The 22,739-nt window shown below is 72.3% G+C and carries 12 protein-coding genes; 6 read left to right on the top strand and 6 right to left on the bottom strand.

Going from position 1 to position 22,739, the window contains the following annotated elements; translation table 11 throughout:
• Positions 1–83: 83 nt before the first annotated feature.
• Both OHL10_RS08150 and OHL10_RS08145 read right to left on the bottom strand, forming a co-directional pair.
• Positions 84–5,516: a GH92 family glycosyl hydrolase gene (locus OHL10_RS08150; RefSeq protein ID WP_265521697.1), complete on the bottom strand. Its 5,433-nt coding sequence runs from the start codon at positions 5,514–5,516 to the stop codon at positions 84–86.
• Positions 5,517–5,618: 102 nt separating this feature from the next.
• Positions 5,619–6,701: a LacI family DNA-binding transcriptional regulator gene (locus tag OHL10_RS08145; RefSeq protein ID WP_265521696.1), complete on the bottom strand. Its 1,083-nt coding sequence runs from the start codon at positions 6,699–6,701 to the stop codon at positions 5,619–5,621.
• Between the two features lie 228 nt (positions 6,702–6,929).
• Here OHL10_RS08145 and OHL10_RS08140 point away from each other — a divergent pair, with 228 nt between their 5' ends.
• Entirely contained in the window at positions 6,930–10,886 is a 3,957-nt protein-coding gene (locus OHL10_RS08140) for a discoidin domain-containing protein (RefSeq protein ID WP_265521695.1), read from the top strand.
• A gap of 61 nt (positions 10,887–10,947) precedes the next feature.
• Here OHL10_RS08140 and OHL10_RS08135 read toward each other — a convergent pair whose 3' ends face one another.
• Genes OHL10_RS08135 through OHL10_RS08120 form a run of 4 tightly spaced genes read right to left on the bottom strand, consistent with a single transcriptional unit; the run spans position 10,948 to position 15,165 of the window.
• The gene (locus tag OHL10_RS08135; RefSeq protein WP_265521694.1) at positions 10,948–12,168 is read right to left on the bottom strand and encodes a sugar ABC transporter permease; all 1,221 of its coding nucleotides are present in this window, start codon (positions 12,166–12,168) and stop codon (positions 10,948–10,950) included.
• Positions 12,165–12,959, bottom strand: a complete 795-nt coding sequence (locus tag OHL10_RS08130; protein ID WP_265521693.1) for an ATP-binding cassette domain-containing protein — start codon at positions 12,957–12,959, stop codon at positions 12,165–12,167. The genes OHL10_RS08135 and OHL10_RS08130 overlap by 4 nt, the downstream gene beginning before the upstream one ends.
• Positions 12,956–14,050: an ABC transporter substrate-binding protein gene (locus tag OHL10_RS08125; protein ID WP_265521692.1), complete on the bottom strand. Its 1,095-nt coding sequence runs from the start codon at positions 14,048–14,050 to the stop codon at positions 12,956–12,958. Before OHL10_RS08125 ends, OHL10_RS08130 begins: the two co-directional genes overlap by 4 nt.
• On the bottom strand, positions 14,047–15,165 hold the full coding sequence (locus tag OHL10_RS08120) for an ROK family transcriptional regulator (RefSeq protein ID WP_265521691.1): 1,119 nt from the start codon (positions 15,163–15,165) through the stop codon (positions 14,047–14,049). The genes OHL10_RS08125 and OHL10_RS08120 overlap by 4 nt, the downstream gene beginning before the upstream one ends.
• A 334-nt stretch (positions 15,166–15,499) precedes the next feature.
• On the opposite strand from OHL10_RS08120, the gene OHL10_RS08115 reads away from it, so the two are divergent.
• From OHL10_RS08115 to OHL10_RS08095, 5 genes are all read left to right on the top strand, one after another.
• A complete protein-coding gene (locus OHL10_RS08115; RefSeq protein ID WP_265521690.1) occupies positions 15,500–16,792 on the top strand; it encodes an ABC transporter substrate-binding protein in 1,293 nt (430 codons plus the stop codon).
• Between the two features lie 124 nt (positions 16,793–16,916).
• Positions 16,917–17,816 carry a carbohydrate ABC transporter permease gene (locus OHL10_RS08110; protein WP_265521689.1) on the top strand — a complete coding sequence of 300 codons (900 nt, stop codon included), beginning with the start codon at positions 16,917–16,919 and terminating at the stop codon, positions 17,814–17,816.
• Positions 17,816–18,718: a carbohydrate ABC transporter permease gene (locus OHL10_RS08105; protein ID WP_265521688.1), complete on the top strand. Its 903-nt coding sequence runs from the start codon at positions 17,816–17,818 to the stop codon at positions 18,716–18,718. The genes OHL10_RS08110 and OHL10_RS08105 overlap by 1 nt, the downstream gene beginning before the upstream one ends.
• Before the next feature lie 230 nt (positions 18,719–18,948).
• Positions 18,949–22,224, top strand: a complete 3,276-nt coding sequence (locus OHL10_RS08100; RefSeq protein WP_265521687.1) for a GH92 family glycosyl hydrolase — start codon at positions 18,949–18,951, stop codon at positions 22,222–22,224.
• 159 nt (positions 22,225–22,383) lie between these two features.
• Positions 22,384–22,713, top strand: a complete 330-nt coding sequence (locus OHL10_RS08095; protein WP_265521686.1) for an ArsR/SmtB family transcription factor — start codon at positions 22,384–22,386, stop codon at positions 22,711–22,713.
• The last annotated feature ends 26 nt before the right edge of the window (positions 22,714–22,739 follow it).

The following is a 22,739-nucleotide window of genomic DNA, read 5'->3' as shown; positions in this document are numbered from 1 at the left end:
CCATGTTCCTGCTGATCGTGCTGTTCGTCATCCTGCCGGGGTGCGCCCCCGGGGGCCGTACGGCCCCCGGGGGCGGGATCCTGCTACCCGCAGCTCACGGCCTCGTAGGCGACCTCGATCTCCCGGGTGATCTCTTCCCCGTCGACCGTCGCCGTCGCGACGACCGTCGCCGTCCCGGCCTCGATCGACGCCGCCCGGGTGTTGAAGGCCTGGTACCCGTTCTTGCCCGGAGCGACGTCCGCATAGATCTTCTGACCGTACGGTGTCACGATCTCGATCCGCAGCGGCACGTCGTCCAGGTTCTGCGCCCGGACCCCGAGGTGGACCTTCGACCCCAGGCACTGGGCGCGCGCCGTGACCTCGACGGCGAGCGCCGGCTCCGCCTCGGTCACCGTGACCGGGAGCGAGACCGCGCTGCTCGTCCACCCGTCGTCCACGACGACGTGCACCGTGTAGGCGCCAGGGGCGTCGTAGACGTGGTCCCCGGTCACCTGCCCGGCGCCCTCGCCGTCCGCGGCCCCCACCGTCCCGGGCACGACGTCTGACCCGTCGCCCCAGGTGATCGCGGCCCGGTACCCGTCGGCGCGACCACCGGTGACGGTCGCGAGCACGTCGTCCATCCTCGCGCCGACCTCGACCTCGAGCGCCTCGGCCGCCTCGACGGCGAGGGCCTCGTGATCGGTGTGCGCGCCGTCGTGCGCGATCGCGAACACGTGGATGCGACCGTCCTGGGCCAGCGTCCCGGGCTGCTCGGGCAGGGTCAGGCTGACCAACTGCTTGCCCTCGGGCAGCTCGAGCGGTGCGGTCGCGAAGATCGCGGCCGGCAGGCTCGTCGGGTTGCCGCCCGCGAGACGGTTGGCCGTCAGCGCGACCCGGACGTTCCCGAACTGCGGGGCGTTCGCCGCGCCCGTCCAGTCGCCGAAGCTCAGATCGATCGGCGCGGTCGAGCCGTCGTCGAACGTGAGCAGGCCCTCGGCGACCTGGTTCTTCTCCGTGCCGGTACCGATCACCGACAGCTGCGTGGCGTCGTCGGGCACGTCGAGGTCGATGGTCTGCCCCTCGCCGAGCGCGTTGTCCGGCTGACCGGGCGCGACGGCCGGCACGTCGAACTGCAGCTCGGTGCCCGGCACCGTGCCACGCTCACCCTGCACGAACCCGGCCTCCGCGAGCTGTTCCCGGTCGAAGGCCACGCCCGCACCGTCGCAGCTCGCACCGGCACCGACCTCGCCGATGCACCGGCTGTCGAACGCCGCCTCGAGGGAGCCGGCGCGCAGGAGCTCGACGTCGACGAGCAGCGTGGCCGAGACCGAGCCGCCGTCGTCACCGGGCTCCGTGACGGTGACCGTCACCGGGTAGACCCCGGGTGCGGTCCACGTGTGCGGTGCCGAGATCGCGTACCCGCCGAACTGTACGGGGGTGAGCTCGCCCGCGACCGCGTCGCTGCCGTCACCGAACGTGACCTGCACGTCCAGGTCGGCCACGTCGCCGTCCGACCCCGACAGGGTCGCGAACCGCGCGTCGACCTCGGCTCCCGTCCGTGCCGTGAGGTCCGACGCCGCGGTGAGCGTGAGCTCGGTGGCGCCGGACGCCGTCGGGTCGGCGAGCAGCTCGACCTCGGCGAGCGTCAGCGCGCCCTCGCCCGCCGTCTCGGTCACCGCGAGGCGGTACCGGGTGTAGGCGCCCGGGTCCGCGAGGAGGAACGGCCGGGTCTGCGTGCCCCAGCGGAACTCCTCGTCGGACCTCTCGTCGAGCGTCGTCCAGGACTCACCGTCGACCGACCCCTCGAGGGTCCACGCCGACGGCGTCGCGCCGTCCGCTCCCGACGTCAGCGTGTAGCTCGTGACGGTGGGTCGCAGGCCGGCGGCGGTCCAGGTGAGGACCGCGTCGGAGGCCAGCTCCGCCTCGCTGCGGGACGTGTTGTCCACGAGCGCGCGGACGTCCGCGCCGTCCGAGCTCGCCAGGGTCCCGAGTCCCGGCGTCGTGACGTCGCTCACCGGGTGCGGCGGCTCGTCGCCCTCCGTGAGGGACGGCGGCGCGTCACCCTCGCCGGTGCCCCACGCGGACGGCTCGGCGCCCATGACGAAGTCGAGCGTCGTCCCGCCCGTGAGCGCCTCCTGGCTGATCGACGTCGAGGTGTGCGGCACACCGTCCACCTCGAGCGACTGCACGTAGACGTTCTCCTGGGAGTTGCCCGCCGCGTTGACGACCAGGTCGCCGTCCGGGAGCTTGACGGTCGCCTTGTCGAACAGCGGCGACGTGAGGACGTACTGGTCGGAGCCGACCTGCGCCGGGTAGAGGCCGAGCGAGGTGAACAGCCACCACGCCGACATCTCCCCGTTGTCCTCGTCGCCCGGGTACCCCTGGCCGAGGTCGTTGCCCGTGAACAGGCGGCGCTGGACCTCGCGGGTCTTCTCCTGCATCTTGGCGGGCGCACCCGCGGCCGCGTACAGGAACGGGATGTGGTGGGACACCTGGTTGCTCATGCCCCACTGACCCATGCGCACGTCACGAGCCTCTCGCTGCTCGTGGATGCCGCCGCTGCCAGCACCCTGCTCCGGCGTCGAGAAGAACTCGTCGAGCTTCTCCTCCAGGCCCGCCTTGCCACCGTAGAGGTTGGCGAGGCCCTGACCGTCCTGCGGGGCGTGGAACGCGAAGTTCCAACCGTTCGTCTCGGTGTACCCGTTGCCCCAGTCCTCGGGGTCGTACTGCTCCGGCGAGAGGACGAAGGAGCCGTCCGCCCGGCGCTGCTGGAAGAAGTCCACCTCCGGGTCGAAGAGCTCGGTGAAGTGCGTCGCCCGCTCGAGGAAGTACTGCGCCTCCTCGGCGAGCTGCGCACGGCGGTCCGCCGGCGTCTCGGGATCCTCGGCGAGCGCCGCAGCCATGTTGCCGATCCCGAAGTCGTTGATGAAGCCCTCGAGGCCCCACGACGGGGACTCGTGGGTGCCGGACTCCGTGAAGCCGAGGAAGATCGACCGGTCGAGCCCCTTGCGCCCCACCGCGTTGTTGGGCGGCAGGACCGTGGCGTTCTTCAGCGCGGCATCGTAGGCCTCGAGCGCGACGTCCGTCGGCAGGGAACCCTTGACGTAGGCGTCGGCGAACGACACGTCCGAGCTGGTGCCCGTCATGAGGTCCGCGTAGCCGGGCGACGACCATCGGGCGATCCAGCCGCCGTCGCGGTAGTGCTGCACGAACCCGTCGACGAGCTCGCTCGCGAGCTCGGGGTAGAGCAGGGAGTAAGCGGGCCACGCGGTCCGGTAGGTGTCCCAGAACCCGTTGTTGACGTAGATCTTGCCCTCGACGATCTCGGCGTTCGTCTCGGTGGCGGTCGCGGAGCCCGACCTCGGGGCGACAGGGCTCGCGTAGGCGTACTCGGGGGCATCGGCCGTGCCGACGTTCTCGAACTGCGAGTTCGGGTACAGGTTCAGCCGGTAGAGGTTGGAGTAGAGGGTGACGAGCTGGTCCTCGCTCGCGCCCTCGACGTCGATGACGGCGAGACGGTCGTTCCATGCCGCCTGCGCGTCGGCGCGGACGTCGTCGAAGCTCCGACCGGTGACCTCGAGGTCACGGTTCGCCCGCGCCTGCTCCAGGCTGATGAACGACGTCGCGACCCGCAGCTCCACGGAGCGCTCGCTGCTCGTGTCGAAGGTGGCGTACCGCGCCCCGGTCCGGTTGCCGGCCGCGTCCCCGGTCGCCGTCGGGCTCCGGTCGAACGTGCCCGCGACGAACATGCGGCTGCGGCCCGCGGAGAGCCCGCTGCCGTTGTCGACCCAGCCGGTCAGCTCCCCGGTCTCGGGGTCGAGGGTGACGTTCGCGTCACCGGCGACCCGGTCGACGAGCACCTGCCCGGCGTCGGTCTCGTACGTGAAGCGCAGCACCGCACCGTGGTCCGAGGGTGCCACCTCGAGCTCGATGCCGTTCGTGAACGTCACGCCGTAGTAGTCCGGCTGAGCGGTCTCGTCGGCGTGGTCGAACGACAGCCCACGCGCGGACAGCGTCGCGCTCGGCGTGGCCGACGCGCCGTCCGCCGGCAGGAACGCCAGCTGGTTGCGGTCGCCCATCCACGGGCTCGGCTCGTGCGAGATCCCGAGCCCCTGCAGGACGGGCCGGTTCTGGGCGTCGTTGCCCTTCTGGTACTCGTACAGCCAGCTCTGCGACGACGCGTTGGTCATCGGCACCCAGAAGTTGAACCCGTTCGGCACCGCGGTCGCGGGGATGTTGTTGCCGCGCGAGAAGCTGCCCGAGGAGAACGTCCCCCGGCGGGTGTCGACGAAGTGGGTGCGGCTGGAGTCGTCGATCGTCTCCGGCTCGGCGGTCAGCGCGACGTCGTCGAGCCAGCCGGCGAACCGGGTGCTCGCGTCGCCACCCGGGTTGTCGTACCCGAGCAGGACCTGGTCGACGGTCTTCCCCTCGGCCACCGCCCCCACGTCGACCCGGACCGAGTTCCACTGGTCGGCGTAGAGGATCTTGCCCTCACCCTGGCCGCGCGGCGACGCGTCGGTGCCGTAGACGTCACGGGCGCCGAGGTCGGACAGGTACGTGCCGTCGGTGAAACGCAGGTCCACCGCGGTGTGCGTCGAGGGGTACTGCAGGTCGTCGAGGAACTCGGGGAAGATCCCGTAGGACAGGCGCGTCTCGGGACCCACCTGGACCTCGACGTCGTCCAGGAGCACGTTCGTCGCGTGCGCCGCGCCGTCGTCGAGGTGCGACCCGGCGTAGCGCAGCGAGCGGACGCCGGTCAGCCCGACGTTCGTCTTGTTGGTCCAGCTCACGCTCGCCGGCCCGGAGCCGACGGTCGTGACCATCGGCGAGGCGACCGGCTCGGCGTCGAGGTCTGCCGACAGGTCCCAGTCGCCGAGCTGGAGGATCGAGCCGGAGACGTTCGCGGTGATGGTGAGGCGGTAGTGCGTGTAGGCGGTCTCGACGGGCTCGTCGAGCTCGAAGACGCGGGTCTGCAGGCGGCCCTCGAAGGCCTCGCCCGAGCGCTCGTCGACCGTGGTCCACGTGGATCCGTCCACGGAACCCTGGAGCTGCCAGGCTGCGGGGTCGCGCGGGGCGGCGTCGTTCGCGGACGACAGCGAGTACGCCGAGACCGTGACCGGCTCGCTGAACTCGTAGGCGACCCAGCCGGTGGCGGCGAACGCGAGCCACTTCGTGCCCGGGTTGCCGTCGGCGAGGTTGGCGGCGCCCTCGTTCGGCAGGTTCTGCGCGGAGGCCGTGACGGCCTCGAGGCTCCCGAGTACGCTGCCGGGCAGCAGGCTCGCGTCACCGGTGACGTTCTCCTGCCACGGTGTGCCGGCGGGCCGCTCGGCGACGGTCGACCCGAGCGGGGCGAGGTCACCCTGCTCGAAACCGGTCGCGAGGTCCCCGGGTGCCGCGGACGCCGGCCCTGCGGTCGCGGTGAGGGCGAGCGGGGTGACGAGGGCGGTGGCGAGAGCGAGGGCCAGCGGAGTTCTGGTCAGACGTCGAGGGTGCGAGCGGGTGCGGGCGGGCCCGCGGGGGAAGCGTTCCGGGCTCATGGCGAGGACTTCTCCTTTGACAGCGCTGTCAGGGTCCCGTCGAACGTATGCCACCCGCGCGCACGTGTCAACGTGACCGGCGGCCCGGCGCTCGCCCGACCGTCAGGACGGGGGCAGCTCGCCCGAGCCGCGGGCGACGAGGCGCGTCGGGACCACCACGAGCCTGGGCGCGAGATCCGGCTCCGCGGCGCGCGAGACCGCGAGGAGCGCCGCCTGCCGACCCATCTCGACGACGTCGTAGCCCACCACGGTGACGCCCAGCAGGTCCGCCAGCTCGAAGTCGTCGAACCCGACGAGGGCGACCTGCGGCGCGCCCGGCGCGACCCCACGGCCGGGCGTCCCCCGCAGCACGTGCAGCGCGCCGACCGTGATCTTGTTGTTCGCCGCGAGCAGCGCCGTCGGCGGCTCGGGCAGCGCGAGCAGCTCGGTGACGAGCACCTGCGCGGACGCGGCGTCGTGGGCGCCGTCGCGCACGTAGCGCTCGGCACTCGCCACCCCTGCCCCGCGCATCGTGGCGAGGAACTCGTCCCGCCGCTCCCGGAACGTCCACAGGCGCGACACGTCACCGACGAGGCCGATGCGCCGGTGCCCCTGGGCGAGCAGGTGCTGCACCGCCTGCCGGACACCTCCGCGGTTGTCGATGACGACCGTGTCCGCGTCGACGCCCTCCGCCGGACGATCGATGAAGACGATCGGCAGCCCGTCGGCGATCTCGGCCGCGAGGTCCGCGTGGTCGGTCGCGGTCGGCGTGACGATGAGCGAGCCGACCCTCCGCTCGAGCAGCGCGGACGTCAGGGAACGCTCCTGCTCGGGGTCCTCGTCCGAGCTCGTCGTGATGAGCTGCAGGCCACGCGAGCGCAGGACGCGCTCGATCCCGCTCGCCAGTGCCGAGTAGAACGGGTTCGCGAGATCACCGGTGACGAAGCCGACGAGCCGAGACACCCCGCCGCGGGCGAGGTCGGCCGCCACCGCGTTGCGGCGGAAGCCCAGCGCGTCGGCGGCGGCCTGCACCTTGTCACGGGTCTGCGGCGCGACGTTGGGCTCGTCGTTGAGCACCCGCGACGCCGTCTTGAGGCTGACCCCCGCGCGCTCGGCTACGGCGGCCAGCGTGGGCCGGCGGCCGCGGCGCGCCGGTCCGCCGGCCGTCCCTGCGGTCACCGACCCGTCCTCGATCGTGCTGTTCACCCGGTCCTCCCCTGGTCCGGGGCCGGTGCAGACCTCCCGACGCCCACGCCCGAGCGTATCGACACCGGCGGCCCACGACGCGCACGACGCCCGCCGGGACTTCCGCGTCCCCGGAGGCTCCTGTACGTTGATAGCGCTGTCATTCCTGCTCGAGGACGCCGCCGAGACGAGTTGGCCCTCCGCGAGCACCACCTCCGTCGACGACGACGGCTACGAGGAGAGATGTCGATGACGACACCGACCAGGCGCGCACGCCGCGCACGACGGACGGGCGCGCTGCTCGCGACCGTCCTGGCAGGAACCCTGCTGACCCCCGCGACCATCGCCCACGCCGACCCGCCCGACGCCCCCCAGGTCGAGCACGGCGCACCGGACGCGATCGCCGCCGACTACTACGAGGCGCTGCTGCGGCACACCCGGTGGGTGGAGACCGTGTGGGACGACAGCGCGGGGGTCTACCAGTCGAGGGACATGAACTTCGCGGTCGTCCTCGGGAACGCCGTGCTCCTCACGCACGGGGAGTACGACGAGGAGATCGCGGGGATCTCCGAGGAGGAGCTGCGTGCGCAGACGCTCGCGACGATCGAGCACTACGCCGCGACGAACCGCTTCGTCGACCCCGCCGGGACGTGGGGCAAGCGGCTGTTCTGGGACTCCACGTTCCAGTCGTACTTCCTCGACGCCGGCCGGCTGATGTGGGACGAGCTCGACGCCGCGACCCGGGACAACCTCACGACCATCGCGGTCGAGCAGTCCCGCTACACGGCGGACCTCGACTTCGGGCGCGACCCGCTCTCCGGGGGCTGGACCGCGGACTGGCCGACCGGCAAGCACGTCGGCGACACCGCGCAGGAGGAGGTCGGTGTGTACACGCAGGCGCTCGCCCCCGGCCTGGCGTGGGCTCCCGACGACCCCGACGCGGACCGCTGGGCCGACCAGCTCGGCGACTGGGGGCGCAACGCGGCCGGCCAGCCGACGGCGGACCGCAACAACCCGGCGGTCGTGGCCGGCAAGCAGGTCTCGACCAACACGATGCAGACGATCTACGACACGTACCTCGTCGAGAACCACGGCTCGTTCGGGCCGCACTACCAGTCGGACATCTGGCGGTCGGGCGCCCGCAACGCGATCCACTTCCTCCTGCACGACGAGCCGCTGCCCGAGATCCTCACGCGCCAGCCGAACTCGGCCGAGCTCTGGGAGTCGATCAAGCTCGTCATGTCGGAGCAGGGCGAACCGTTCATGCCGATGGTCAACGACCGCGAGTTCCTCTACGGACGCGACGTGCTGCCCATGGCGTTCCTCGGCCAGGTCCTGCGCGACCCCGACGCCGCAGCCGCGGAGGCAGGTCTCGCCGCGGCGCTCGAGGACTACCAGGGCTACGCACCTGAGTACCGCCTGACGAAGTTCTCCGGCGAGCCCAAGTACGAGCCCGAGGCACGTGCCGAGATCGCGATCTCCTACCTCCTGCACGTCGAGGCCGCGGAGCACGAGGACGGCCCGGTGGTCCCCACCCCGGCCGACGAGCTCTTCGACCGTCTCGCGGGCGTCCGCGACTTCGGCGCGGGTCCGGGTCTCACGGTCCAGCAGACAAGCGCCGCGTGGGCCGCGGCCGGGAGCCGCAGGGGCTTCGTCAAGTTCCCGTGGGTGCCGGGGCACGACTCGTGGCTCTTCCACGTGTCCGGCTCGACCCCGTTCCTCTACCCGACCCCGGGTGCGACGGTCGACGACCGCACGGTCACGACCTACACCGAGCCGCGCGACGGCTTCGAGGGCACGTCGTCGGTGTTCCGCATCGGCGACGGCTACACCGGCCAGGTCACCCTCCCGACCGGATCGGCGGTGTACGCCTCGACCGGGGCGGGGTCCGAGGACGCGAGCCTGTCGGTGCGCAACCTCGACATGAACGGGTACTCGGGCCTCGACGGCTCGCGCACCTACACGACCGCGGAGGGCTCGACCACCGCGTCGTTGCCCGTGACCCGCCCCGCCGACCCGGCGGACGCGAACGCGGCGCGCGTCGACGACCTCGCGTTCTCCCCGGTCACCGCACGGTACGTGCGGATGCTCGGGCAGCAGGGGCACCCGCAGTACGGCTACTCGATGCATGCGTTCCACGCCTACGGCGCCGACGACACCTCCCCGGTGGACCTCGCCGCCGGACGACCGGCGACCGCCTCCAGCCAGGACACCGCGAACGGCCGCACCGCGGCTCGGGTGACCGACGGCAACCCGGCCACCCGGTGGGCCGTCGCGGTCGCGGAGCGCAGCCGAACGGACTCGTGGATCCAGGTCGACCTCGGCGAGGAGACCACGGTGGGCGCCGTGCGCCTCGCGTGGGAGGCGAGCGCGGGCGCCCGCTACCTCGTCCAGACGTCGACGGACGGCGAGACGTGGACGACCGCGACGGCGTACGGCAAGGCCCCCGCCGACGTGAACGTCGCGCGGCTCGACACGGTCGACCTCGTACCGCAGGGCGCGACGGAGCCGGCGCCGGTCACCGCGCGCTACGTGCGGATGCAGGGTGTGCGGGGCAACCCCGAGTACGGCTACTCGCTCTACCACCTGCGCGCGTTCTCGCCCGCCGGCACCGACGTCGCGGCGGGCCGGCCCGCGAGCGCGTCGAGCGCCGACGGCAGCATGGGCGCGAGCGCCGTCACCGACGGCAGCGCGACGACCCGGTGGGCCGTGTCGCGCGGCGACCGCACACGTCCCGACTCGTGGGTCCAGGTCGACCTCGGCGAACCCGTCGACGTAGCCCAGGTCCAGCTGGGGTGGGAGTCCGCGGCCGGCCAGGAGTACCGGGTGCAGACGTCGCTGGACGGCACCACGTGGCACGACGCCGCGAGCTTCCGGTACACCGGCGACCAGGTGCTCGAGAGCGCCGGGTCGTGGTTGAACGTCGAGGGCACGGCGGGCTTCGTCGTGCGGGAGTCCGACGCGCCGATCACCGTCTCCCGGGCGAGCGAGGCACGGCACGTCGTCCGCCTCGCGGACGGCGCGACGGGTGCTCGTCTCGTCGAGATGCTGCCCGGCGACGCCGGGGCGACGGCCGCGGTGGCGGCAGGCCCGCAGGCCAGCGCCGATGCGGACGGCGTGCTCGTGAGCACGCTCGACGGCTACCTCACGGCCTTCAACCTCACGGGCGACGACGTGACGACGACCGTCTCGGTACCGCACAGGGGCGACGAGGTGCCCCTCTACGCCGGGACGCAGGTCGTCGGCGCCGAGTCCTCGGCACTGACGCTCACCGCCCCGGCGGGCTCGGCCGTCGTGCTGGCGCCCCGGGCCACGCTCCGGGCGCAGGAGGGCACGCACACCGGCGTGACCGCGGCCGTGCCCGACGCACGGACGGTGCGCCTCGCCGTCGACGAGGGCTCCGCGTCGCTCGAGGTGCGCAACGCCGAGACGGGCAAGTCCCGCACGGCGCAGGTCACGGCGTCGGGCGACGGGTCGGGCACGACGGTGCGCTTCGACGGCGCGACGCCGTTCCCGGTCGCCGACCACGCGCTGAGCACGCTCACGTTCCCGGCGTCCGTCCTGCCCGCGGGGATGACGTCGCCGGCGCTGGCCGTGGACGGCGACCCGACCACGGCGTGGGTGCCCGGGGAGGGTGGGCGCATGGTCACGGACCTCGGCACCGCCCGCGAGGTCGGGTCCGTGGTCACGGTGTGGGACGGCGACGCCGCACCCGAGGCCGTGGTCTCGGTGAGCGACGACGGCCTGACGTTCACCGACGTCGGGACGATCGAAGGCGGCGCGGTGCGCGGCGAGCTCGACGTCGCCCGCACGGCCCGGTACGTCGCGCTCAGCACGGCGTGGACGGCCGGCGACCCCGGCCTGGTGACGCTGCGCGCGCTCGCTCCGGGCGCGACCGACCCCGACGCCCCGGCCGACGTCGCGGTGACGGCCACCGCCGAGGTGCGCTGCCTCGCGGGCAGGCCCCAGGTCGCGGTGCGCGTCGTGAACGACGACGAGGTCACCCTCGACCTCGAGGTCGTCACGCCGTTCGGGACGAGGGCGTTCGCCGCCGTCGCGCCGGGACGGTCGGCGTACCAGTCGTTCGTGGTCCGCACGGCCGACGCCCCCGCCGGGGGCGCCACGGTGACGGCACGGCCGAGCGACCCTGCCGACGGGCGTGAGACCGTCGCGACGGTGCCGTACGCGACGCCGACCTGCGGCTGAGCCCCACAGCCGCCGTCGCCTCCCGGTTCCACCGCGGACCGGGAGGCGACGGCGGGCCGGTTCAGATCTCCCGGCGCCCCCGCACGAGCGTGTCGACCGTGATGGCCAGGGCGAGCACGACGCCCGTGACGACGTATCGCACGGCCGTGTCGAGGTTGAGGAGCGTCAGCCCGTTGGCGATCGACGTGATGACGAGCACACCGACGAGCGCCGACCACGCGCTGCCCCGCCCACCGAAGAGGCTGGTCCCGCCGATCACCGCCGCGGCGATCGCGGTCAGGTAGGTCTCGGCGCCCCCGGTGCCCTGGTTCGCGGCCGCGAGCCGGCCCGCAGCGAGCACCCCGCCGAGCGCCGCGAACGTCGAGCAGGCCACGAAGCACGAGACCATCGTGCGCCGGACCGCGACGCCCGCGAGCAGCGCCGAGCGCCGGTCCCCGCCGACCGCCCGGACCGACCGCCCCCACCGGGTCCGGCGCAGCAGCACGTCGACCACGACCACCAGGGCGACGAAGAGGACCACGGTGTACCCGACGCCCCGGGCCGTGCCGAGGTAGGCGACGGTCACGGAGAGCACGGCCGCGAGCGCCGTCGTGCGCAGGACGAGGCGGGTGACGCTCACCCGTGGCAGGTCGGCCCGGACGCGGCGCCCGCGCTCGACGAGCTGGAGCACCGTGACGACGACGACCACGCCCACGACGACCACCCAGGCGAGGGTCTGCGAGAGGAAGCCCTGCTGCACGACCTGCACGAACCACGACTCGAAGGGCAGGTTGATGGAGCCGCGCGGGCCGAGCACCCGGAGCTGGACGCCGGCCAGCACGAGGAGGCCGGCGAGCGTGAGCACAAAGCTCGGCAGGCCGAGCCGGGTGGCGAGCACGCCGTACCCGAGGCCGACGACGACGCCCACCGCGAGCGCCGCGAGGATCCCGACGGCGACGGGCCAGTCGAGCAGGACCGTCGTGACCGCGACGACGGCCGCGGCCAGCCCGCTGACGGAGCCGACCGACAGGTCGATCTGCCCGACGAGCAGCACGAGCACGACGCCGAGGGCGATCACCCCGGTGGGGGCGCTCTGCAGGGTGAGGTTGACGAGGTTCTCGGCCGAGAGGAACGCCGGGTTGATCACCCCGAGGACGACCCAGATGAGGACGAGCGCGGCGACGATGGGCAGCATGCCGAGCTCGCCGTCGCGCAGCCGGCGCACGAGCCGCTCCCACGGCGACTCGCTCTCGAGCGCGGCGAGGTGGGCGCGCAGGGGTGCGGGTGCGGTCGGCGAGGTCATCGGGAGCTCTTCCTGTCGGTGGGCAGCGCTGCCCCGGTCATCGCGGCGAGCAGGTCCTCGTAGCCGACGGCGCGGGCGTCGAACTCCCCACCCACCCGGCCGAGGCGCAGGACGACGAACCTGTCGGCGACCGCCTGCAGGTCGGTGGCCTGGTGACTGATGAGGACGACCGCGTGCCCGCGCTCGCGGAGCCGTTCGACGAGGTTGAGGACCTCCGCGGTCTGGCGGATCCCGAGGGACGCCGTCGGCTCGTCGAAGACGACGACGCGCGGCGAGCCGAGGAGCGCGCGGGCGACGGCGACGACCTGGCGCTGCCCGCCGGACAGGGTGCGCACGGGCTGGCGGACCGACGGGACGGTCGCGCCGAGCTGGCCCAGGAGCTCCCACGCCTGCCGCTCCATGGTGACCTCGTCGAGCAGCGCGCCCCGGGTGGACTCGTGGCCGAGGAAGAGGTTCTCGACGACGTCGAGGTTGTCGCACAGGGCGAGGTCCTGGAAGACCGCCGCGATCCCGCGGGTACGGGCCTCCCCGGGTGACCCGAGGACGACCGGCGCCCCGTCGAGGAGGAGCCGGCCGGCGTCGGGCCGGTACGCACCGGCGATCACCCCGGCGAGGGTCGACTTCCCCGCGCCGTTGTCGCCCACGACGGCGAGCACCTCGTGGTCGTGGACGTCGAGGTCGACGTCCACGAGCGCCCGCACTCCCCCGAAGTTCTTGGAGACGCCCCGCAGGGCGTGCACGGCCGCGGCCGGCACGGGGCCGGGCGGGTCCTCGGGTGGTGCGCCGGTCACGGTGCCTCCTCGACGAGGCCTGCGTCGCCGCAGGCCCGCACGTAGTAGCGGGTGCAGATCTCGTCCACGGAATGCACCCCGCCGGCGACGAGGACGCGCTCGACGTCGTCGATGCCGACGGCGCGGGGGGCGAGCAGGAGGCTCGGCACACCGTCGATGACGGCGGTCGTGCGCGGGTCCTCGCCCCGCAGGAGGCGCACGGCCAGCTCCGCCGCGGTGCGGGCCTGCTCCGTGGTCGCCTTGTAGACGGTCATGTACTGGTCCCCCGCGACGATGCGCTGGACGGCGGCGAGCTCCCCGTCCTGGCCGGTGACGGGCGGCACGGGGTCGAACCCGGCGGCCTTCATGGCCGCGATCGCTCCCCCGGCGATCCCGTCGTTCGCGGCGTAGACCCCGTCGACGCGGCCGGCGAACTGCGTGAGCTGTCCCTCGACCCAGTCGGTCGCCTTGTCGGGGCTCCAGTCGGGGGTGTCGTACTCGGCGAGCACCTCGATGTCCTCTCCGTCGAGCGCACGGTAGACCCCGGCGGCGAGCTCCGCGGAGTTCGGGTCGGTCGGGGACCCGTGCACGAGCAGGATGCCGGGCCGGCGCCCGTCCGGCAGGGGTTCCGCGGCGAGCGCGTCCACGAGCGCCCGGCCCTGCAGGTAGCCGATGAGCTCGCTGTCGAACGAGACGTAGTAGTCGACGTCGGCGTCGGCGATGAAGCGGTCGTACGCGATGACGGGCACACCGTAGCGGTTCGCCTCCTGGACGATGCTGATCGCCGCGACCGCGTCGACCGCGTCGATGACGAGCACGTCGGCCCCGCGTGCGAGCATCGACTCGGCCTGCTCCTGCTGGGTCGCGGCGTCCTGGTCGGCGTTCGCGTAGAGGATCTCGCACGTCGGGCAACGCCGCTCGACGACCCCGACGAACGCCGGCCGGTCGGTGGTCTCGTAGCGCGCCGTCTTCACCTCGGGCAGCAGCAGGGCGACGGTCCCCTCGGAGTCACCGGCACCCGTGGTCGCGGCCGGGGCGCAGGCCGTGGCCACGACGGCGCACACCGCCACGCCCACCGCCGTCAGCCCGCGCAGGAACCGGCGCCGCCTCATACCGTCACCCCCAGGGAACCGCTCACGCCCGCCGTGTCGAGCGCCACGGCGAGCGCACCACGCACCTCCGCGGCGGCCCCGAGCCGGGAGGCCACGACCTCGACCGGCCCCGCCGTGCTCGGGACGGTGCGCTGCTCGACGACGGTGCGCATCGGTCCCAGCAGGATCTCGCCGGCCTCGGCGAGCTGACCGCCGACGACGACGATCTCCGGGTCGACGAGGTTGCACAGGTTGGCGGCCGCGACGCCCAGGTGCTGACCGGCGTCGAACAGGACACGGCGGCACCCCGCGTCCCCCTCCTGCGCGCGGGCGATCACGTCTCGCAGCGTCAGGTGACCGTGGCTCGAGGCGAGCATGCCGAGCAGGACGGGCGCCCCGACGAACGTCTCGAGGCAGCCCCGGTTGCCGCAGCGGCAGATGGGGCCGTTCTCGTCGATCGTCACGTGGCCGATCTCGCCGGCCACGCCCGCGCGCCCGTGGACGAGCCTGCCGCCGAGGACCAGGCCACCACCCACGCCGTGGGAGACGCGCAGGTACGCCACGGCGTCGTGCCCCGCGGCGGCACCGAAGCGGGTCTCGGCCAGCGCACCGAGGTTGGCGTCGTTGTCGACGGTCACGGGCGTCCCGAGCTCCTCGGCGAGGACGTCGGTCACTGCGACGCCGTCCCAGCCGCGGAGCATTCCGACCGTCGCGATGCGCCCCGACCGCACGTCCACCGGGGCTGGTACCCCGACGCCGACCGCGAGCAGCTCTTCGGGTCGCGCGTCGAGGGACTCGACCATCTCCGCGACGAGCAGCGCGGCCCGGCGCAGCCCGGTGTCGGCGCGGTGGTCCGGCGCCAGGGGCATGCGCTGGTCCGCCAGGACCTGCATGGAGGCGTCGGCGAGCGCGACCCGCAGCGACCGGGTGCCGAAGTGCACCCCGGCGACGAGGCCGAGGTTGCGCGCGAGCGTGACCTGCAGGGCGCGACGTCCGCTGCGCGTGGACGGCGAGGTGTGCAGCACGCCCGCGCTCGTCAGCTCCTTGACGATGTTGGAGACGGTGGCCGGGGACAGCCCTGTGACGCCGGCCAGCTCGATCTGCGTGAGGGAGCCACGCTGCTGGACGGCGCTCACGATCCGGGCTCTGTTGGCCTCACGGAGTGAAGTCTGAGATCCCGGGGTTACCCGGTCAGCGCGCACAGCGGTCAGGATACCGCCCAGAACGCTCTCAGGACCGGGTTCGCGCGCGGCGCAACCCTCCCGAATGCCCCGTCAGGGCCCGTTTGCGTACAGGTCTCGACGTGAAGGTCACGATTCGACCACTCTTGCGTTCACTTCTTGACATCAAGATCGCCGGGTCGTTGGATAGGCATCGGGACAACGGGGCGCACAGAGGCGCCCGGTCGGCAGCGCACCTCCCCCAGCGCCCCGATCACCCACGACGGCAACGAAGGCGTAGGGAACAGACATGCGTGTCAACCGCAGAACCAGCGCGATGGTGGCAGGCGTCGCCATCCTCGGACTCACGCTCGCCGCGTGCGGCGACTCCGGCAACGAGGGCGGCGACAGCCCCGAGGCCGGCGGCGACTCGGCCTCCGAGGTCGAGGTCTTCACCTGGTGGGCAGCGGGCTCCGAGAAGGCCGGGCTCGACGCCCTGGTCGGCGAGTTCAACGCCCAGCACCCCGACATCGAGTTCATCAACGGCGCCGTCGCCGGTGGCGCCGGCTCCGCCGCGAAGGACCTCCTCCAGTCCCGGCTGCAGGCCAACGACCCGCCGGACACCTTCCAGGCGCACGCCGGCCTCGAGCTGCAGGACTACATCAACGCCGCGCAGATCGAGGACGTCAGCGACCTCTACGACGAGTTCGACCTGCGCGAGGCGTTCCCGGCCGACCTCATCGACCGCATCACGCAGGACGGCGCGATCTACTCGATCCCGTCCAACATCCACCGCGCCAACGTCGTGTGGGCCAACCCCACGGTGCTCGAGGACAACGGCATCGACCCGGCGAAGGAGTACACCTCCCTCGACGAGTGGTTCACCGACCTCGACACGCTGCAGGACGCCGGTGTGACGCCGCTCTCCGTCGCCACCACCTGGACCCAGGTCCACCTCCTCGAGACGACGCTCCTCGCCTCGCTCGGCGCGGACGCCTACAACGGCCTCTGGGACGGGTCCACCGACTGGGAGGGCGCCGAGGTCACCGCAGCGCTCGAGGACTTCGAGCAGCTCATGAGCTACACCAACACCGACCGCGACGGGCTCGACTGGCCCGAGGCCACCCAGCTCGTCATCGACGGGCAGGCCGGCTACAACGTCATGGGCGACTGGGCCGTGGCGGCGTTCGAGGAGCAGGACAAGGTCCTCGGCACCGACTTCGTGGCGTTCCCGGTGCCCGGCACCGACGGCGTCTTCGACTTCCTCGCCGACTCCTTCACCCTCCCCGTGGGCGCACCGCACCCCGACGGCGCCAAGGCCTGGCTCCAGACGGTCGGCTCCCTCGAGGGCCAGACGGCGTTCAACCAGGCGAAGGGCTCCATCCCGGCCCGCACCGACGCCAACCCGGCGGACTTCTCCGAGTACCAGCAGACCGCCATCGAGTCGTTCGGCCAGGACACCATCGTCTCGTCCCTGGCCCACGGCGCCGCGACCCCGGTCGCGACCCTCAACGCGGTCTCCGACGCGACCAGCAAGTTCACGACCGGCGCGTCCGACGTGGCGACGTTCCAGTCCGAGCTCGCCGCGGCGAACGCCGGCTGACACCCGCTCACCGCAGGTGACCCGGTCCCGGTGGCCCCCGCCACCGGGACCGGGTCCCGCCCGGGCGGCCACACGCCGTCGGGCACCTGCGCCGTCGCGGACAGCTCGCACCCAGGAGACCTCCATGAACAAGACCATCAAGCGGGCCGGACCACCCCTGCTGCTGCTCGCGCCGTCGATCCTGCTGATCGGCGTGTTCGTCTACGGCCTGATCGGCGCCAACTTCCGGACGTCACTGACCGACGGCAACACCGCGGCGCAGGCCACCGGTCAGCAGCCCTCGGCCACCGTCTGGTTCGAGAACTACTTCACCCTGCTCGGCAGCGAGGCGTTCCAGCACTCGCTGAAGAACCTCTTCCTCTACACCGCGGTCTTCCTCGCGGGCACCATGATCATGGGCTTCCTGTGGGCCTGGATGCTCGACAAGCCCATCAGGGGCGAGGGCATCTTCCGCTCCGTGTACCTGTTCCCCATGGCCGTGTCGTTCGTCGCCTCGGGTGTCGTGTGGCGCTGGCTCCTCAACTCGAACCAGGGCGAGAGCGCGAGCGGCCTCAACCGGCTGTTCCAGATGATGGGGCTCGACTTCCTCCAGAACAACTGGTGGAACAACGTCAGCGTCGGCATCGTCGCCATCGCCGTCCCCGCGATCTGGCAGCTCTCCGGGTACGTCATGGCCCTGTTCCTCGCGGGCTTCCGCGGGATACCCGACGAGCTGCGCGAGGCCGCTCGCATGGACGGTGCCACCGAGTGGAAGCTGTACCGCTACGTGCTGTTCCCGCAGCTCTCGCCGATCGCGCTGTCCGCGCTCATCATCATCGGCCACATGTCGCTCAAGGCGTTCGACCTCATCATGTCGATCTCGAAGCCCGCGAACTACCAGACGAAGGTCCCGGCCGTGGACATGTACGTGTTCAAGTCGAGCTTCGAGTACGCGAACGCGGCCGCCGTGGGCTCGATCCTGCTGGTCATCGTCGCACTCGTCATCGTGCCGTACCTGATCCGCACGAACCGCAAGGAGCACTGATGACCACGCTCAGCACCCAGGCGGTGCCACCGGCCGACGTCACGGGAACCCCCGTCCAGACGCTCCGCGACAAGCCCAAGGGCGGCTTCACCCTCGCCCGCACCCTGCGCTACGCCGCACTCCTGTTCTTCCTGCTCGTCGTCCTCGTCCCGGTCTACGTCCTGTTCGTCACGAGCTTCAAGGGCACGGGCGACGCCTCGCCGGCCCGCGCCTGGAACCTCCCCACGACCTGGACGCTCGACAACTGGCGGGCCGCGTGGGACGCGCTCGCCCCCGCGATCTGGCGCACCCTGCAGATGGTCGTGCCGTCCGCGATCATCGCGGCGTTCCTCGGCTCGCTCAACGGGTTCGTGCTCTCCCGCTGGTCGTTCCGCGGCGCCAACGTCGTGTTCACGCTCATCCTGTTCGGGATGTTCATCCCCTACCAGGCCGTGATCATCCCGCTGAACCAGCTCGTGCTGGACGCCGGCATCCCCAGCGGCATCCCGACGCTGATCCTGCTGCACGTGGTCTACGGCATCCCGATCACGACGCTGATCTTCCGCAACTACTACCAGACCATCCCGCACGAGCTCGTCGAGGCCGCACGCGTCGACGGCGCGGGCCTGCTGCGGACCTACTGGTCGGTGATCCTGCCGATCTCGGTCCCGAGCTTCGTGGTCGTGCTCATCTGGCAGTTCACCTCGGCGTGGAACGACTTCCTCTTCGCGGTGTTCTTCTCCTCCAGCCAGAACGGGCCGGTCACGCTCGCGCTGAACAACCTCGCCAACGGCGCCCTGCTGCAGAACTACGGGGTCTCGATGGCCGGGGCGCTCTTCGCCTCGCTGCCGACCCTGCTGGTCTACATCATCCTCGGCAAGTACTTCATCGGCGGACTGATGTCCGGCTCGGTCAAGGGCTGACCCACCCGCTCGTGCCGAGATAGAACCCCAGTAGCCGAGGTAGAACGCCCGTCCGTGACGGGCGTTCTACCTCGCGCACAGGGGTTCTCCCTCGACGTTCATCGGACTGCCGTCTCGCCGTCATCGCGGCGAGACGGAGGCTTCACTCGACAGCGCTGTCATTCGTTCGACACCGAATCCGATGCCGAACGCCGTGCACCGACGCACGGGAACCCGAGAGGAACGACCACGTGAGATCTCACGCAGCACCTCCGCCCGCCACACCCGGCACGACCCGGCCCACCCGGGCGGCACGCGCCCGGCCGGCGGCCCGCGCGGCCGCACGGGCCGCCACCGCGGCGCTCGTCGCCGGCCTCGCCCTCGTCGCACCGACGAGCGCGGCGAGCGCCACCGGCTCCGACCTCGACCCCTTCGACGCCGTCGACCCCTGGATCGGCACCGCCGAGGACTTCTCGCAGAACAAGGGCAACGCGGCGTACGGCAACACCTGGCCGGGTGCGGCCCTGCCGTTCGGCATGGTCCAGTCCAGCCCGACGACGTACCGCACCTCGGACGGCGACGCGCGGGGCGGGTACGAGTACTCCGCCGACGAGCTGCGCGGCTTCGGCATGAACCGGCTGTCGGGCACGGGCTGCGTCAACCGCAACGGCGCGTTCGACTTCCCGGTGCTGCCCTACTCCGGCCCGCTGACCGGCGACGGCGCGCTCCCGACCTCCCCCGGGTCCGACGTCCGCGAGTACTACCTGCCGTTCGACCACCAGGACGAGACCGCCGAGCCCGGCTACTACGCCGTGCACCTCAAGGACGGCGTGCGCGCCGAGCTCACGGCCACGACCCGCACCGCGATCAGCACGTTCGACTTCCCCGTGGAGGGCGCGTCGTCGACGCTGCTCTTCAACACGACCGGCTCGAACAACCGGGTCTTCGACGCCGACGTCTGGATCGACGAGGAGACCAGCACCGTCACGGGCTGGATCGAGACGGCCGCCGTCTGCGACGAGGGCGGGCGCTACAAGGCCTACTACTCGGCGACGTTCGACCAGCCGATCGTCGCCTCGGGGACGTGGAGCGGGGGCACCGTCACGCCGGGCGGCACCACGGCGGAGACGAACACCCGCAACGGCGCGGGTGCCTACGTGACCTTCCCCGACGGCGCGGACGTCACGGTCAGGGCCGGGTTGTCCTACGTCAGCATCGAGAACGCCGCCGAGAACGCGGCGACCGAGGCCGCACCCGTCACGTTCGACGAGGCGCGCGAGGCGGCGGCCGACCGGTGGCGCGAGGCCCTCGGCACCCTGGACGTCACGGGCGGCACCGACGCGGAGCGCACGAAGCTGTACACCGCGCTCTACCACTCCCTGCTGCACCCGAACGTCTACGACGACGTCAACGGCGAGTACCGCGGCTACGACGGCGAGGTCCACGAGGTCGAGCCCGGGCGGCACCACTACGCCACGTACTCCGGCTGGGACATGTACCGCGGGCAGGCACAGCTCGTCGCGCTGCTCTTCCCCGAGGTCGCGTCCGACATCAACCAGTCGCTCACAGACCTCGCCACGCAGACCGGCCACTGGCCGAACTGGCCGCACAACGGCGTCCCGCAGCAGAAGATGAGCGGCGACGCGCTGCTGACCGTGCTCGCGTCGATCGACAGCTTCGGCGCCACGGACTACGACCGCGCGGCCGCGCTCGAAGCGATGAAGGCGTCGCTCGCCCTGCCGGTCGACCCGGCGCTGACCAAGCGCGTCAACGGCTACCAGTGGGCCGCGCTCGGCTTCATCGAGAACGCCAAGGGGTCGGTCGCGACCTCGACCGCGCTGGAGTACGCCGTGAACGACTTCTCGGTCGCCCAGCTCGCCGACGCGCTCGGCGACGAGGCCGCGTACGCCACGTTCATGCAGCGGGCACAGAACTGGCAGAACCTCGTCGATCCTCAGACCGAGCGGATCCGCCCGCGCGGCCGCAACGGCTTCGACCGGTCGTTCAACCTCGGTGAGCGCGGCAACCAGTTCGACCAGGCCACGGGGTACCAGTACGGCTACGCGGTCCCCCACAACATGAGCACGCTCATCACCAAGCGGGGCGGCGTCGAGAAGGTCGCGGCCGACCTCGATCACCACCTCACGCAGCTCGACGCGGGCGTCTACAACACCCCGTACGCGTACATGAGCAACCAGCCGTCAACGAGCACGCCGTGGGCCTACGCGTGGCTGCAGCAGCCCGCGAAGACCACCGACGTCCTCGACCGGGCGCGCTCGGAGCTCTTCACGACCGCACCGGACGGCCTGCCGGGCAACGACGACCTGGGCAGCATCTCGTCCTGGTACGTGTGGTCGAACATCGGCCTGTTCCCGGGCATCTTCGGCCGGGCCGAGCTCCTCGTGTCGACCCCGGCGTTCGAGGCCGTGACGATCACGAGCGAGGTGTCCGACGGCGCGGGCCGGGTCATCACGATCGACGCACCGGGCGCCACGACGGGCTCCCGTTACATCGACACCCTCCTGGTCGACGACGCCCCCTCCACGGCGTCGTGGCTCCCCGAGTCCTTCGCGCAGCAGGGCGGGTCGCTCGACCTCGCCCTGACGACCGAGCCCGGCACCTGGGGCACGGGGGCGGGCGACGTCCCGCCGTCGTTCACGGACGGCACGGACGTCTACAACAACATCGGGACGACGCTCGACGGGCAGGGGAGCACCGGCTCGATCGACGCGTCGGACAACTCGCTGTCGCGCGAGCGCCTCGCCGCGGCGGGCGCCGCCCCGGGAGCCGAGCTCACGCTCGGCGGCACGGGCGTGACCTACACGTGGCCTGACGTCGCGCCGGGGTCCCCCGACAACTGGGTGCCGCACGGGCAGGTCGTCGCGGTGGACGCCCGGGTCGAGGCGATCTCCTTCCTGGGCCTCGCCACCAACGGCCCGGCGAGGGGCACGGCCACCGTCGTCTACACCGACGGCACGACGCAGGACGTCCCGGTCGACCTCACCGACTGGACTCCTGGCACGAACTACCAGTTCGGGAACGTCCCGGTCGTCACCACGACCGGCCGCAACCGGGCCAACGGCACGCAGGACACCACGCAGGCGAAGGTGTTCGGCACGGTGCCCGTCGAGGTCGACGCGACCCGGACGATCGAGTCGGTCGTCCTACCGCAGGGCACGGACCGGGGCGTGATGCACCTGTTCGCGATCGGCACGACGGCGCCCCTCACCGAGCCGGCCGAGGTCGCGGTGACCCCGACCGCCGAGGCGCGGTGCGTCGGCGGAGCGCCGTACGTCGCGGTCCGGGTCGTGAACGACGACGACGTCGCCCTCGACGTCGAGATCACCACCCCGTTCGGCACGCGCACGGTCACGGAGGTCCAGCCCGGCGCGTCGGCCTACCAGTCGTTCCGGGTGCGGGCCACGGACGCCCCGGCGGGTGCCGCGGTCGTGGTGGCCACGCCGTCCGACGAGGACGACGAGCGGATCACCACGGCGGACGTCGCCTACCCGGCGCCCACCTGCTGACCCGCACCGGCTGAGCCGTCAGCAGCTCTGCGAGCCCGCAGAGTTCACCGCGAGGTCGTGCGGCCGTCGTCCGGCGGCCGCACGACCGTCGTGCCCCGGCCATCGGGGCCGCGTACGACGATGCAGGGTGCACCCGCCCCGCCCGTGACCGGAGGACCGATGAACCAGTACGCGTACGACCCCGACCCCGAGAACGCCGCGCTGCAGGCGACGCTCGACGAGATGTCACGCCCCCTGCCCCGGGCGGTGCTGCGCGAGCTCGCGACCGGCGCGCCGCTCATGAGCGGGGAGCTCGCCGAGGCGTGCGGGGCGCACCAGCACGCCGTCCTCTACACGCTGCGCCGGCTGGAGCGGCTGGGCCTCGTCACGGCCGACCACCCGCCCGCGACGCGCGTCGGGCGGCGGGTGCACTACCGCGCCGACCAGGCCCGGCTGCGCGGGATGCTCGACGCGGTGCACAGCTACCTGCTGGAGCGCGCACCGGCCTGACGCCCGGATCCCCTGACGCCACGTAC

Source organism: Oerskovia flava (assembly GCF_026163685.1).
Classification (GTDB): domain Bacteria; phylum Actinomycetota; class Actinomycetes; order Actinomycetales; family Cellulomonadaceae; genus Oerskovia_A; species Oerskovia_A flava.
The sequence above is the reverse complement of the archived record's forward strand: the minus strand, read 5'-3'. Positions and strand labels throughout refer to the sequence as shown.